Genomic DNA, 14868 nt, shown 5'->3' with positions numbered 1-14868 from the left:
TGCACTCAGAGAAGCGAAGGTGCGGTCGCAGGCTCCGGCGACGGTAATGAAAAAGACGAACCCTGAACTGGAAGCATCCCGAATTCAGGGTTCAATAAATGCCCGACGTTGCCGCATGCGTATACGATTCGCCCGTTCTGTGCGGAAAGGCACCTTACCTGATGGAATAAAAAGTGGCCTTCCCGCGGTAAACGGCGTAGCTTCCCAGTTCCTCTTCGATGCGCAGCAGTTGATTGTACTTGGCCAGACGCTCGCTGCGGGACAGGGAGCCGCTCTTGATCTGGCCGCAGTTCGTTGCGACGGCGACATCCGCCATGAAACTGTCTTCCGTTTCTCCGGAACGATGGGAGACGATGTTCGTATAGCCGGCTTCTTTGGCTGTCTGAATCGTTTCCAGGGTTTCCGTCAAGGAGCCGATCTGATTCAGCTTGATCAGGATGGAGTTGGCAATGCCCCTGGAAATGCCCATCTCGAGACGTTTCCTGTTGGTAACGAAGAGGTCGTCTCCGACAATCTGTATCCGGGACCCCAGGGCCTCTGTGAGAGATTTCCAGCCCTCCCAGTCGTCTTCAGCCAGGCCGTCTTCCAGGGAGATGATCGGGTAGCGGTTTACCAGGTCTTCATAGAAGCGGATCATCTCCTCTGCGGTTTTTTCCGGGTTTTTCTCCGCGGCCAGCAGATATTTCCCGTCTTTATAGAAGGAACTGGCAGCGGCATCCAGGGCGATGAAGATGTCTTTCCCCGGCTCATAGCCCGCCAGGACGATCGCTTCAATGATCACGGCGAGGGCTTCCTCATTGGATTTCAGGTTGGGGGCGAATCCCCCCTCGTCTCCAACAGCCGTGTTGTATCCCTTGCCTTTCAGGACGGTCTTGAGCCTGTGGAAAACTTCCGCACTCATGCGCAGGCCTTCGCGGAACGTCGGCGCTCCTGCGGGCATGATCATAAACTCCTGGATGTCGACATTGTTGTCGGCATGCTGACCCCCATTGATGATGTTCATCATGGGAACGGGAATGTCCTTGGCCTGGACGCCGCCGAGGTATCGGTAAAGGGGAAGCTCCGTGGCCGCCGCCGCCGCCTTGGCGCACGCCAGTGATACGCTCAGGATGGCATTGGCGCCGAGGGACCCTTTGTTTTCCGTACCATCCAGGGCAACCATTGCATAATCGATTTCCCTTTGATTGAGGCAATCCCTCCCGACGATTTCCGGGGCGATCTTTTCAATGACGTTTTGGATCGCCTGTGTGACGCCTTTTCCCAGATAACGCCTGGAATCCCCGTCCCTTAATTCCAGCATTTCATGTTCTCCCGTCGACGCACCGGAGGGGACCGATGCGCGGCCGGTTATTCCTGAAAGCAGGGAAACCTCTGCTTCAACGGTGGGATTTCCTCTCGAATCCAGTATCTCTCTTGCGTGAATCGCTACGATTTCAGTCATGTGCATCCTCCTGAATGGTGAAGCCGATAAAGGTTAAACGTCACTCTAAACCATAACCACGTAGTTTTCAAGACCGATGAAGCCTTTAATCCCGGAAACAACCGAGAAATGATCACGATTCAAGCGTGTTGAACGCACAGGAACTGTTTTTTTCTGTTGCAAAGGGAGGAGGGTATTGTTAAGCAGTCCCCTTAAAAAAAGGAGTCTGTCCTGATATGCGCATCCTGGGCCTTGATTATGGGGAGAAGCGGATCGGCGTCGCCCTCTGCGATGAACTTGGATTGACGGCCCAGTCTCTGACAACGATCCTCCACAAATCCTGGCGAAGGGATGTGGAGTCCGTTGCCGCTCTTGTCACGACATATGGAGTGGAGACAATCGTCATCGGTTATCCCCTTCGGCTTGATGGAACGGAGGGGATCCAGTGCGAAAAGGTTGCACGCTTTGCCCACCGTCTGGAGGCCTCCCTGGGCATCCCGGTCGTGTTATGGGATGAAACCCTGACGACGAAGGAGGCGGAAGAAATCCTTTTCCGGTCCGGGGTTCCCCCTAAAAAGCGAAAAGCCGTGGTTGACAGCCTGGCGGCTAGCCTGATCCTCCAGTCTTACCTGGACGCCTTTTCAAAAGAAAAAAGATCACCGGATACCGAAGTTGAAAAGGGCTCATGAAAAGAAAAAAAAGAAGTAAGAAAAACGTCCTGCTGACGCGGCTCCTGCTGATCGTGGCTTATTTGACGGCGGGCTGGTTTCTCCTTTATATCGACCGGCCGGTAGACCCGGTTCTTCCAGTGAAAAAGGTGAGAATTCTTCCGGGAACAGGATTTTTCGAGGTGGTGGACAAGCTGCAGAAGGAGGGGCTGGTTCGCAACACCCCCTTTTTCTGCGTCCTGGTTCTGACGAAGGGTGCCGCAAGACATCTGAGATCGGGAGAATATACCTTCTCCGGGAAGATGACCCCGCTGGCCATTGTAAACAAACTTTCACGGGGTGAAACCGATGTCTGCAGAATTACCGTTCCCGAGGATATGAATTTGAGGGAGCTGGCCGCCCATTTGGCCAGGCTGCATCTTGTTGATGAAAAAAAATTTCTGTCCCTGGCAACGGACCGGACGTTTTTGCGGAGCCTGGGGATTGAAGAAGGCAGCGCCGAGGGTTACCTCTATCCGGATACCTATTTTTTCGACGACGTCATCACCCCGGAACAGCTGATTCGCCGCATGGTGGAACAATTCTGGAGCGTCATCGATCCCGGAATGATCGATAAGGCCGGAGCGATGGGGCTGACCTTGAACGAATTTGTCACGCTGGCTTCTCTGATCGGCAAGGAAACGGGCCATCGTGCGGAAAAACCTCTCATCGCAGCGGTTTTTTTCAACAGATTGAAAATAGGCATGCGTCTTCAAAGCGATCCCACAGCCGTTTACCACATGGCGCCTTTCGAAGGAAAAATCACGCGTCGTCATTTGTCGATGCCAACCTCCCACAATACCTACCGCATAGAAGGTCTTCCACCGGGTCCCATCGCGAATCCGGGCAAGGACTCTTTCCTGGCTGTGCTGAATCCCGCCAGGGTGGAGTATCTTTATTTCGTGTCCAAGGGCAACGGATCCCACCAGTTTTCCAAGACTCTGAAAGAACACAATGATGCTATTCTAAGATACCGACTTGCAAAGGAAAAAGACGCGTGATTTTTCCTTGACAAACAGGAATCCCCTCTTTATATTTGCAGCCTAGTGGAGTAAAGTGGTTTAAAGTGGATGTGAGGGGTGGGATGGCTGGCTTTCGGGGAGAATATTCCCATACCATTGATGACAAGGGGCGTATCATTTTTCCGGCTAAATTCCGTGAGGTTCTGGCTGCTTACTATGACAATCGCCTGATCATTGCGAAATGGGACGGTTATCTCATGGTTTTTCCTGAAAAGGAGTGGTCGCTTCTCGAAGACAAAATCCGGCAGGCCCCCCTGCTCGACAAAAGAAGCCGGTCTTTTCAGCGTTTTTTCATGGCGGGCGCCGTCAGCTGCACCATCGACAACCAGGGGCGGGTCCTGATTCCCCCAAGCCTTCGCGCCTATGCAAGCCTGGAAAAAGAGATCGTCCTTGCCGGCATGCTGCGGGTTATCGAAATCTGGAATCGGGACCTCTATGAGAAGGATTGTCAGGATACATCGGGGAATCTCGATGGTTTCGGGGATTACATGACGGAACTCGGGCTCTGAGAATGCCGGCCGAGGGGGATTCCTATCATGAGCCTGTGCTTCTTGAAGAAGCCGTTGCTTCACTGAATTGCCATAGCGGCGGTATTTACGTTGACGGAACGGTTGGCGGGGGAGGGCACGCCGCGCTCATCCTGGAACGATCGGCCCCCGCTGGATTTCTTCTCGGGATGGATGTCGACGGCCAGGCCCTGGAGGCCGCAGGGAAACGCCTGGAGGCCTTTGGCCGGCGAAAGCGGCTTGTCAAGGCGAACTATGCCGATATTCGAGCCGTGCTTGCAGGCGAAAAGATCTCTGAAGTCGACGGTATTTTACTGGATCTTGGGGTTTCTTCCCATCAGTTGGACACAGCGGAAAGGGGGTTCAGCTTCCTTCATGAGGCGCCTCTTGACATGCGCATGGACCCGCAATCCGGTCGAAGCGCCTATGATGTTCTTCATTCCTGTTCCGAAAGGGAATTGAAGGACATCATAAGACGGTACGGAGAAGAAATCATGGCAGGTCGGATAGCCCGGGCGATTGCAGCGAAACGGAAAGACGCCCCGATTCGGACAACGACGGAATTGGCCGCCATCGTCGCCGGCGCATTGCCCGGGTCTGCCCGGCACAGGAAAATTCATCCCGCGACGCGCACCTTCCAGGCACTCAGGATTTACGTTAACAATGAACTTTCCAACCTTCACAGGGCCATCCACGAGGGGATCGACTGCCTGAAGCCGGGGGGGCGGTTTTCCATCATTTCCTTTCACTCCCTGGAAGACGGCATGGTCAAAACCCGGTTCCGCTCTCTGGAGAAGGGGTGCATCTGTCCGCCCGACATTCCCTTTTGCGTCTGTGGACAACGTCCCCGGTTGACCGTTTTGAACAGAAAGCCCATCACGCCGTCCTCAAGCGAGGTGGATGCCAATCCCCGATCACGAAGTGCGAGACTGCGAACTGCGGAAAGGATTTAGCCCTTGACGATCGACGATTCGCCGGACATGCCGCCTCCCGAGGAGTCGCCGGAGCAGAGCAAATCAACGGGGGTGAAGTATACGCACCTGATCATCGCGGCCTTCGTTCTGATGGGCGTAGCCCTGGTGTATGTCTGGTCGCACGTTCGAATGACGGAGCTGGATTATAAAATTGCCGAGGAGATGAATCGCAGGGGGCAGCTCCTGGAAGAACAGCGCCAGTTGAAAGTTGATATTGCAACGCTCAAGGCGCCGGGTCGCATTGAAGCGATTGTGAAAGAGAAACTGCAGATGACCTACCCTGAGAGGGAACAGATCATCCATCTTGGAGGAAGCGGGGCTAAGCGATGAACACGGAATCCGTCAAATGGCTGAGGTTTCGGCTGGTGACGCTGCTGGTCTTTTTTGTCGTTTTGTTCGTTGCCCTTTTTTCCAGGGCCATTCATCTGCAGATTATGTCCAGCAAGGCCTTGAAGGAGCTTGCACAGAGGCAGCATACCAAGACCCTCCAACTGCCGCCGGAACGGGGGATCATTTTTGACCGGAATGGTGAAAAACTTGCGGCGAGTCTGCAGGTCGATTCGGTCTGTGCGGATCCTTCGAAAATGGCCCGCCCCGTCGATGCGGCCGTCAGAATAGCCTCCATTCTCGACATTGACCGGCAGGAAGTGATGAAAAAGCTTCTTCACTCGAAAAGATTCTGCTGGATTGCCCGCAGAATCCCTTCCGAGATTGCCAGGAAGGTGGAGGATGCGGGCATCGAGGGAATTTTTCTCGTCAAGGAGCCCAAAAGATTTTATCCCAACGGAGAACTGGCCAGCCAGCTGGTCGGTTTGGTAGGTTACGATTCGGTCGGGCTGGAGGGGCTGGAAATCAAATACGATCAATACCTGAAGGGCACACCGGAAAAGCTTGTCTGGACGCGGGATGCAAAAGGCAACGTGCTTTTCCCCAGGGTGGAAAAGGCTTCGATTTCGTCTGACGAAAGCTTGAGCCTCGTTCTCACCATAGACAGCCGCATTCAGCACCTTGTGGAATCTCAGCTCAAAGCCGCTGTCCGGGACAAAGGAGCCAAGGGGGGGCTGGCGATTGTGATGGATCCCAAGACGGGAGAAATCCTGGCGCTGGCCAATTCTCCGGGCTTCGATCCCAATGCGCTGAGGACCGTCTCTTCGGAAAACAAAAAGAACAGAGCGGTTACAGACTGCTTTGACCCCGGATCAACCTTCAAACCCTTCCTGGTTGCTGCCGCCCTCGAAGAGGGGGCCGTCCGGGAAAGCGACCGCTTCTACTGTGAAAATGGGGCCTATGCCATCGGCAACCGGGTAATTCACGAAGCCAAGCGGAAGCGCCACGCCATGCTTTCCGTTCATGATATTCTTAAATATTCGAGCAATATCGGATCGGTCAAGATTGCGGAAAAGCTGGGAAAGGAAAAATTTTACGACTATATCCGCAGCTTCGGTTTCGGGGCGAGGACAGGGATCGATCTTCCAGGGGAGATTCCGGGACTGCTCCGCCCCGTCGGCGACTGGACGAGGGTGGACGCGGCAACGGTCGCTTTTGGGCAGGGAATTTCGGTCACCGCCATTCAGCTTATCACCGCGCTGTCCACGATCGCCAATCAGGGAACCATGATGAAACCCTATGTCGTTCGGGCTCTTGTGGACAAAAAGGGTCAGATTGTAAGCAGCTACTCGCCCACGGCAGTTCGGCGGGTCATATCGCCGAATACGGCGAGGCATCTCACGGCCATCATGACCGATATCGTGGGGCAGGAGGACGGAACAGGGAAGAACGCCCGGATAGAGAGCGTCTCCGTTGCCGGAAAGACCGGGACCTCGCAGAAATATGATCATGCACGGAATGCTTATTCATCCGAACGGGTGAAAACGTCGTTCATGGGATTTTTCCCTGCTGAGGACCCCCAGGTTGCGATCCTGGTTATTCTCGATGAACCGCAAAAAGACCGCTGGGGTGGCGTTGCCGCCGCTCCGGTTTTCAAGGCGATTGGAGAACAGATCCTGACATGCTTTAAACCTCACATTCGTCCCAATCCAACTCCGGAGCTGGACCAGGAAGAAGGCGGAAACATGAAGCTGAAGCTGGTTTCTTCTTCCGGTGATCTTTCACCCGGCGTGGCGCCGGCGAACATGCTGACCGATGAAGCCCTGATGCCCAATTTCCTCGGCCTCAGTATCCGGGATGTCCTCAGAAAAGCGAAACAGCGTGGCATTGAAGTCAAAATCGCAGGCAACGGCTGGGCGACGCAGCAGCATCCCGCGCCTGGAACTCCGATGACACGGACCGCCTCCTGCTCCGTGATCTTCAGTCACGGGAATTGAAAAAAAGGGCTGCCGAAAATGAATCTTTCCGCCTTATTGAATGGACTCGACATTATGGGAATGACCGGCCCCGCGGACAGCGCGATGGACGTGACGTCCCTGTGCTACAATTCACGGCAGTGTTCGTCGAATTCACTCTTTGTGGCGATATCAGGTCTTAAATCCGACGGCCATGACTATATCGACGATGCGATAGGCCACGGCGCCAAGGTCGTCGTTTGCGAGAGAGAAGTTACAACGCCCCCGGACATCACGAAGATTTGTGTGGAAAACGGGAGGAAAGCCCTGGGGCGTCTGGCGAGAACGTTCTACGGCGATCCTTCATCATCGCTGGTTGCGGTCGGCGTGGTGGGAACGAACGGCAAAACCACCATCACCTATATCCTTGAATCGATTTTTGCGGCGGCGGGATTCCGCTGCGGCGTTCTGGGCACCGTCAATTACCGTTATCCCGGAATCAGGATGGCCGCCCCCAACACGACGCCTGAATCCATGGACCTGCAGCGGATTTTGAGGGATATGGCGGAAAGCGGCGTGACCCATCTGGTTGCCGAGGTATCTTCCCATGCCATTGACCTCCGGCGCGTCGACGATTGCCGTTTTGATCTTGGAATTTTTACCAATCTCACCCAGGACCATCTGGACTACCACAAGACCATGGAAAATTATTACCAGGCGAAGAAGCGTTTCTTTTCGGAAGTGCTTCCCGGGGGGCGGAAGCTTCGCCGACATTCCATGGTGGTGAATGTCGATGATCCCTGGGGGAAGCGTCTCGTCCGGGAAACCGGGGCGGGGAACAGGCCTCTTACCTTTGGAATCGAAGAGAATGCCGATGTACGCCCCTCTTGCTTTGATCTTTCCCTCGACGGAATCAAAGCGGTCATCGAGGTAGGTCCCGCGAGTTTCGAAATGGCCTCTCCCCTGATCGGCAAATTTAATCTGTCGAATGTTCTGGCCGCTGTTTCCGCCGCCATTGCCCTGCGGATCCCCACGGAGGCCATTTGCCGGGGAATCGAAACGATGACGGCGGTGCCCGGACGGCTCGAAAAGGTGAGCGGATTGGCCCAGCCCCGGGTGTTCGTCGATTATGCCCACACGGATGATGCGCTTCGGCGGGTGCTTGAGAGCCTCTGCCCCTTCAAACAAGGACGGATGATCACGGTCTTTGGATGCGGCGGCGACCGCGACCGGGGAAAGAGGCCCCTCATGGGGAAAGTGGCGACAAATTACAGCGACCTGACGATCCTGACTTCCGATAATCCAAGATCGGAAGACCCGCTGGCCATCATTGGGGATATCGAGGTGGGCATCAATCGTCAGTCCATTCCCAAGGGATCTCCGGAGCAATGGCCATTGGAGCCGGCCGGCAGGGGATATGTCGTGATCCCCGATCGGCGGCAGGCCATTGAGGCGGCGATCCGGTCGGCCCGGCCTTCAGATATCGTTTTGATTGCCGGTAAAGGGCATGAAGATTACCAGATTATTGGAACAAATCGTCTCCATTTCGATGACAGGGAGACTGCGAAAGAAATCCTGGAGAGTTCACCTTCAAGCACAAAGATCGATCATGAATGACGCCGGTTTGGTGCGGGTCCGCTCTGTTCGGAATTCCTCTGCTCGCCTGAGAGCTCACAATAATTCCTGATAACCTGAAGCTGAACGATCCTTTGCCGAAGAAGAGAATCTGGTACAGCGGAATGGTTCTTTCTCCTGCGTTTAAGACGGACAGGACAATTCCATACAGGATGGGGAGGTCTTCCTTTGAATCAGAAATTCGGGCCGGAATTCCCGGCTGACGAGGTAGTCACGGCGACGGGAGGAAAGCTTCTGCAGGGCGAGGCGGCTTGCCGTCTCCGCGGTGTGTCAACCGATAGCCGGCAGCTTGTTCAGGGCAATCTCTATATTCCCTTGAAGGGGGATCGTTTCGACGGCCATGATTTCCTGGGGGAGGCCATTGCGAGAGGCGCCGGCGGGCTTCTGATGGATGCCCATCATGCCGGTATGCTGGAGACGGTTTCAAAAATTCCCGGAAGCTGCCCGGTCATTGTCGTGGAGGATACCTTAAGGGCCCTGGGCGATCTGGCCCGCTTCTGGCGGAGACGATCCGGCCAGCCCGTCATAGCCATAACGGGCAGTTCCGGAAAGACAACGACCAAGGAAATGACCGCCGCCGTCCTCGAGCAGACGTTTTCCGTACTGAAAACGGAGGGGAACCTCAACAACCTGATCGGGTTGCCTCTCACCCTGCTCCGCCTGGAACGAAGCCACGACCTGGCCATTGTGGAGCTGGGAACCAATGCCCGGGGTGAAATCAAGCGGTTGACAGAAATAGCGGAACCTGATATCGGGCTCGTTACCAATATCGGCCCCGCCCATCTGGAAGGCTTGAAGACGCTCGAGAACATCCGTGAGGAGAAGGGCGATCTCTATGGCACCATGTCCAGATCCGGTGTGGCCGTATTTAATGCAGATGATGAGGCCATGGCGCCATTGAGGCGTTTGTGGACGGGAAGAACAGTGACCTACGGGGTGATCTCCCAGGCCGATTTGACTGCTTCGGATATTGCGAAAGAGGGCGTAGCGGGGCAGTCTTTCCGTTTGAACTGTGGTCCGGATTCGGTTTCCGTCCGGCTTTCTGCTTCCGGTATGCACAACATATACAATGCCTTGGCTGCAGCCGCGTTGTCCAGGGCTTCTGGGCTCGGCATCGATAAAATTTCTCAAGGTCTCCGGAATTTCCGTCCTGTAACCGCTCGCTTCGAAATCCACTGCCTGCCGAATGGCGCGTTTCTCGTTGATGACACCTACAATGCCAACCCGGCATCCGTTCGCGAAGCCTTGAAAACCATCCAGACTCTGAAGGGGAGCTCACGCAGCGTGGCAATCCTGGGCGACATGCTGGAGCTGGGGCCGTCTGCGGAGCAGCTTCACGAAGCCGTCGGGCTCGAAGCCGCTGCCACGGATGTTGGGAGGCTGTATCTTAAAGGGCCCCTTTCCCGGTCGACGGCGGCCGGCGCCGCCAAAGGCGGCTTGCCGGGGGAAAGGATCCGTTCTTTTGAGAACGCCGACGAAATCGTTGATCCCATCCTCTCCTTCGTGGAACAGGGGGACTGGATTCTGGTCAAGGGGTCACGGAGGATGAAAATGGAAGAGATCGTCAAGAAAATCCTTGACCGAACATCGGCCTGAACGGGGAAGACAGGATGCTTTATCATCTTCTTTATCCGCTGCACGAGACCTATTCCTATCTCAATGTCTTCCGATACATCACCTTTCGGACGATTTATGCCACCATTACCGCCCTGGTCATCTGCTTTATCCTGGGACCATGGCTGATCCGGAAGCTGCAGGCGTTGAAGATGGGGCAGGTCATCCGGAATGACGGTCCCGAGGCGCATCTGGCCAAGGAGGGGACGCCGACGATGGGCGGGATCCTGATCATCTTTGCCGTTGTGGCTTCGACCCTTCTGTGGGCCAATCTTACGATCGATTACGTCTGGCTCGTGCTCATGGTGACCCTGGGTTACGGACTGATCGGCTTCGCCGACGATTACCGGAAACTGACACGTCACAATTCCAAGGGGGTGCCCGGTAACGTGCGGCTTGCCTTCGAAGTGGCCATCGCCCTCCTGGTCAGCATTGTCCTGTACGCCAAGCCGGGATTCAGCTCCATCGTCGCCATTCCGTTCTTTAAAACGGCCCTGCCGGATCTGGGGTGGGGTTATGTACTTCTTTCGACCTTCATCATCGTCGGGGCCGCAAATGCCGTGAATCTGACGGACGGGCTGGATGGCCTGGCCATTGGGCCGGCGATTACCTGCTTCATGACCTATCTGCTCTTCGCCTATTTTGCGGGGAATTACAAAATCGCCTCCTACCTGCAGATTCCCGGTGTGGCCGGCGTCGGAGAACTGAGCATTTTCTGCGGGGCTATCGTGGGAGCCGGGATCGGATTCCTCTGGTACAATACCTACCCGGCCCAGGTGTTCATGGGAGATACCGGGTCTCTTTCCCTTGGGGGAGCGCTGGGCTGTCTGGCCGTCGCGACCAAGCAGGAGATCCTGCTGGCCATCGTGGGCGGCGTTTTCGTCCTGGAAACCTTCTCCGTCATCTTCCAGGTCGGGTGGTTCAAACTCTCGCACGGGAAGCGCATCTTCCGGATGGCTCCGATTCATCATCATTTCGAGTTGAAGGGGTGGGCTGAACCGAAAGTGATCGTCCGCTTCTGGATCATCTCCATCCTGCTGGCTCTGCTGGCCATCAGTACCTTAAAGCTTCGCTAGGGTGTCATTTATGGATCTGTCGGGACAGAAAACTCTCATCATCGGCTGGGGGAAGACGGGCATCGCTTCCGCACGATTTCTGGCTGCGCGGGGCGTCCGGATCGCCGTTACCGATGCAAAAGACCTCTCCCTGGAAAAGGATGTGCTTCCCCAGCTTGGGCAGGATCTCCGCGCGAGCGTGGAGTGGGTCCGCTACGACACTTCGGCGCTGTCTTCCGTGGACATGGTGGTGCCGTCACCCGGCGTTCCGCCCCTTCACCCCCTGCTGAAGGAAGCCCTGGAGAGAGGCATCCCCGTTGTGAGTGAACTGGAACTGGCCAGCCGATATCTCCGGACACCCATGATCGCCATTACCGGGACCAACGGAAAAACAACCACCACGACCCTGATCGGGGAAATCCTGGCAAAGAGCGGACGGAAAGTCTTTGTCGGCGGGAACATCGGAAATCCCCTGGCCAATTACGTGGCGGGACCGCAGGATGCTGACTATGCGGTTGTCGAGGTCAGCAGCTTCCAGCTTCAGTGGGTTGAGGCGTTTCACGCTTTTGCGGCCCTGCTTCTGAATACGACCTGCGATCATGTCGATTACCACGGGTCCTTCGAGGCGTACAGGGCCGTCAAGGAACGGATCTTCAATAATCAGGGGAAGGGGGATCTTGCCGTCCTCAATGCCGACGAACCGCGTTCGGCCGTCTTGGCGGAATCCCTTCCGTCGCGGGTCCGTTTTTTCAGCTCGTCACAGAGCGTTGATGTCGGTCTGTACCGGGAAGGGGAGCAGCTGATTTACCGCAACGGCCAGGGTGGGCGGGAGAGCTACCCCTTGAACATCATCCGTCTGCCGGGGGCTCACAATATCGAGAATGTCATGGCCGCCATCCTGGCGTGCCGCGCCTGCGGATGCACCCGGGAAGAGGTCATCCAGGCGGTGGCGAATTTTTCAGGAATTGCCCACAGGATAGAATTCACCCGGGAGATCGGGGGCGTAAAATTTTATGACGATTCCAAGGGCACCAATGTCGGAGCCGTCAAAAGGGCCATCGAAAGCTTCTCGGAACCCCTTGTCCTTCTCATGGGAGGCCGGGACAAAGACGGGGATTTCGAATCCCTGAGCGACCTCCTGCCGAACCGGGTCAAGGTCCTGGTGCTCTTTGGCGAGGCGAGGGAAAAGATCCGGGAGCGGATCGGTGAAATCGTTCCCACCCTCATGGCGCCGACCCTGAAAGAGGCCATTGCGGCTGCCCGCGGACAGGCCGGCGCCGGGGATGTCGTTCTGCTCTCTCCGGGATGTGCGAGCTTCGATGAATTCAACAACTATAAGGCTCGTGGCGAATTTTTTCAGGAGGAAGTGAGGGCCCTGGCATGATCGGATTTTTAAAGAAAATATCGCTGCCGGAACTGCCGATTTCCGAATTTCCCGAAGGGGACAAAAGGCCGGATCTCGTTCTCCTGCTGGCGGTGCTGATTCTCGTGAGCATCGGGACGGTCATGATTTACAGCTCCAGTTCGATCATGGCCGCGGCGAGTCAGGCCCACCATCATGACGGGTGGTATTTTCTGAAAAAGCAGGTCGTTTTTGTTGTCCTCGGCTTCGGAATCATGCTTCTGATGGCGAAGATTCCCTATTACTATCTAAAAAAGGCGGCTTATCCAGGGATCCTGGTCAGCATTGTCCTCCTTTCGCTGGTTCTCATCCCCCACCTGGGCGTCCGTGCCGGCGGCGCGACAAGATGGCTCAGAATGGGTTTTTTTTCTTTCCAGGTTTCCGAGCTGGTTAAAATCTGCATGATTCTCTTTCTTGCCCATTTCCTGAACCGCAAGATTGATTACAGGAAGAACTTCAGCCGCGGGGTGGCGGTGCCGCTGAGCGTCACGGCGGTCATCATGCTGCTGATCATTCTGGAGCCGGATTTCGGCACCTGCGCCATCATGTCGGTCATTCTGCTGCTCATGTTCTATATGGCCGGTGCCAGGCTGGTTCATCTCGGCGCTTTGCTGGCGGGTCTCATTCCCGTGGGGATCTGGTTTCTGGTCCACGAAAGCTACCGGATCAAGCGGCTGACGGCCTTCCTTGATCCCTGGCAGGATCCCCAGCGGTCGGGTTTCCAGGTCATTCAGTCCCTGATATCCTTTGGTTCCGGGGGCGCCTTCGGTGTGGGAGTCGGTGACAGCATGCAGAAGCTTTTCTATCTTCCTGAGCCTCATACGGACTTCATCCTTTCCATTATTGCCGAAGAAGCGGGGTTTGTCGGAGTTTTTGTGGTCATCGCCCTGTTTGTCGTGCTCATCGTCCGGGGATTCCTCATCGCGTTCAAGGCCCCGGATCTCTTCGGAACCCTGGTTGCCGCGGGGTTAACCATGCTTCTTGCCCTCGAAGCCGTCATCAACATTGCCGGGGTGATGGGATTGATTCCCCTCAAGGGCCTGGCCCTTCCCTTTCTCAGCTACGGAGGGACGTCCCTGGTGATGAGTCTGGCCGCGATAGGCATTCTTCTGAATATTTCAACCTTTTCAGAGAAAAAGGGTGAATCGCAATGACGGTCCGGGTACTCATAGCCGGGGGCGGCACCGGAGGCCATCTTTTCCCCGGTGTAGCCATTGCGGAGGAATGGCTGCGCCGCAGTGAGGAAAACAGGATCCTGTTTGTCGGCACGAACCGGGGCATCGAGCAGAAAGTCCTCAAGAAAATCGGTTTTCCCTTGGAATTGCTGAACGTGGAAGGCATCAAGGGCCGGGGACTGATCCGGTCGACCCTGGCCCTTTTAAAGCTTCCGGGAAGTTTCCTCCAGTCGGTGCGGATCATCCGCTCCTTCCGGCCGGACATCGTGATCGGAGTCGGAGGCTATGCCTCGGGTCCGGCTGTCGCTGCGGCCCGCCTCATGGGGATTCGCACAGCCATTGCCGAGCAGAATTCCATTCCCGGTCTGACCAATCGGATTCTCGGCTGTTTTGTGGATCGCGTCTTTCTCAGCTTTGCCGACGGGGGAAAATGGTTCCCCGCGAAAAAGACAAGGGTTTCGGGAAATCCGATCCGGGCCGCCTTTTTCACCGGTAAGCCGGTGGTTGAAAAAGTGACGGATCAATTTTCCCTGCTGATATTCGGCGGCAGCCAGGGGGCGCATGCCATCAATTCAGCGGTTTTGGATGCCCTGCCTTTTCTGAAGCCTCTTCAGGGGGTCCTTTCCATTGTCCATCAGACGGGGGAGCGGGATTGCGAGAGCATGTCGGCCGCTTATGCCGCCGGGGGTTTCAATGCCCGGGTTGTCCCCTTCATCCAGGACATGGCTTCCGCTTACGAGTCCGCGGACCTTTTGATCTGCAGGGCAGGTGCGACCTCCATCGCCGAAATCACCGCCATGGGGAAAGGGGCGATCCTCATCCCCTTTCCCTATGCCATCGGGGACCATCAGACTGAAAATGCCAAGGTTCTGCTCAAGGCGGGGGCGGCCGTCATGGTTCCGGAGAAAGAGCTCGACGGCCGCCGGCTGGTGGATGAAATTAAAAATTTATATGATCATCCTTCCCGGTTAAAAGAGATTGCGGCAAATGCGGCGAATATGGGAAATATTTACGCCGCTTCGGACATTGTTGATACTTGCCTGGCCATGATCAAGAAATAACAAAGTTTTTTTTCG

At 55.8% G+C, this 14868-nt stretch carries 13 protein-coding genes; 12 read left to right on the top strand and 1 reads right to left on the bottom strand.

Translation table 11 applies throughout. From position 1 onward, the window contains the following. Positions 1-154: 154 nt before the first annotated feature. Positions 155-1441, bottom strand: a complete 1287-nt coding sequence (eno, locus tag AB3175_RS10965; protein ID WP_367360985.1) for a phosphopyruvate hydratase — start codon at positions 1439-1441, stop codon at positions 155-157. A 215-nt stretch (positions 1442-1656) separates the two neighbouring features. Between eno and ruvX the strand changes: the two genes are divergently transcribed. The 12 genes from ruvX to murG all read left to right on the top strand — a co-directional run bounded on the left by ruvX (position 1657) and on the right by murG (position 14853). Beyond that, complete coding sequence (gene ruvX / locus AB3175_RS10960) at positions 1657-2109, top strand: Holliday junction resolvase RuvX (protein WP_367360984.1); 453 nt, start codon at positions 1657-1659, stop codon at positions 2107-2109. After that, positions 2106-3128 (top strand): endolytic transglycosylase MltG, encoded by a 1023-nt coding sequence (gene mltG / locus AB3175_RS10955; protein WP_367360983.1) that lies wholly within the window; start codon positions 2106-2108, stop codon positions 3126-3128. Before ruvX ends, mltG begins: the two co-directional genes overlap by 4 nt. 83 nt (positions 3129-3211) lie before the next feature. Next, the gene (mraZ, locus tag AB3175_RS10950; protein WP_367360982.1) at positions 3212-3658 is read left to right on the top strand and encodes a division/cell wall cluster transcriptional repressor MraZ; all 447 of its coding nucleotides are present in this window, start codon (positions 3212-3214) and stop codon (positions 3656-3658) included. Between the two features lie 2 nt (positions 3659-3660). After that, on the top strand, positions 3661-4608 hold the full coding sequence (gene rsmH / locus AB3175_RS10945; RefSeq protein WP_367360981.1) for a 16S rRNA (cytosine(1402)-N(4))-methyltransferase RsmH: 948 nt from the start codon (positions 3661-3663) through the stop codon (positions 4606-4608). 3 nt (positions 4609-4611) lie between these two features. Then, entirely contained in the window at positions 4612-4959 is a 348-nt protein-coding gene (locus AB3175_RS10940; RefSeq protein WP_367360980.1) for a cell division protein FtsL, read from the top strand. Then, positions 4956-6953, top strand: coding sequence for a penicillin-binding protein (locus AB3175_RS10935; protein ID WP_367360979.1), 1998 nt, complete (start codon positions 4956-4958; stop codon positions 6951-6953). Before AB3175_RS10940 ends, AB3175_RS10935 begins: the two co-directional genes overlap by 4 nt. An 18-nt stretch (positions 6954-6971) precedes the next feature. Next, complete coding sequence (locus AB3175_RS10930; RefSeq protein WP_367360978.1) at positions 6972-8528, top strand: UDP-N-acetylmuramoyl-L-alanyl-D-glutamate--2,6-diaminopimelate ligase; 1557 nt, start codon at positions 6972-6974, stop codon at positions 8526-8528. A gap of 186 nt (positions 8529-8714) precedes the next feature. Continuing rightward, positions 8715-10142 (top strand): UDP-N-acetylmuramoyl-tripeptide--D-alanyl-D-alanine ligase, encoded by a 1428-nt coding sequence (gene murF / locus AB3175_RS10925; RefSeq protein WP_367360977.1) that lies wholly within the window; start codon positions 8715-8717, stop codon positions 10140-10142. 14 nt (positions 10143-10156) lie between these two features. Next, entirely contained in the window at positions 10157-11236 is a 1080-nt protein-coding gene (gene mraY / locus AB3175_RS10920) for a phospho-N-acetylmuramoyl-pentapeptide-transferase (protein WP_367360976.1), read from the top strand. Between the two features lie 10 nt (positions 11237-11246). Continuing rightward, positions 11247-12599 carry a UDP-N-acetylmuramoyl-L-alanine--D-glutamate ligase gene (gene murD, locus AB3175_RS10915; protein WP_367360975.1) on the top strand — a complete coding sequence of 451 codons (1353 nt, stop codon included), beginning with the start codon at positions 11247-11249 and terminating at the stop codon, positions 12597-12599. After that, positions 12596-13771, top strand: a complete 1176-nt coding sequence (gene ftsW / locus AB3175_RS10910) for a putative lipid II flippase FtsW (RefSeq protein ID WP_367360974.1) — start codon at positions 12596-12598, stop codon at positions 13769-13771. The genes murD and ftsW overlap by 4 nt, the downstream gene beginning before the upstream one ends. Then, positions 13768-14853, top strand: coding sequence for an undecaprenyldiphospho-muramoylpentapeptide beta-N-acetylglucosaminyltransferase (gene murG / locus AB3175_RS10905; protein WP_367360973.1), 1086 nt, complete (start codon positions 13768-13770; stop codon positions 14851-14853). Before ftsW ends, murG begins: the two co-directional genes overlap by 4 nt. Positions 14854-14868 lie beyond the last annotated feature (15 nt).

Source organism: Syntrophus sp. (in: bacteria), assembly GCF_040768185.1.
In the GTDB taxonomy this organism is placed as follows: Bacteria; Desulfobacterota; Syntrophia; order Syntrophales; family Syntrophaceae; genus Syntrophus; species Syntrophus buswellii.
This window is presented reverse-complemented; position numbering and strand designations above follow the sequence as displayed.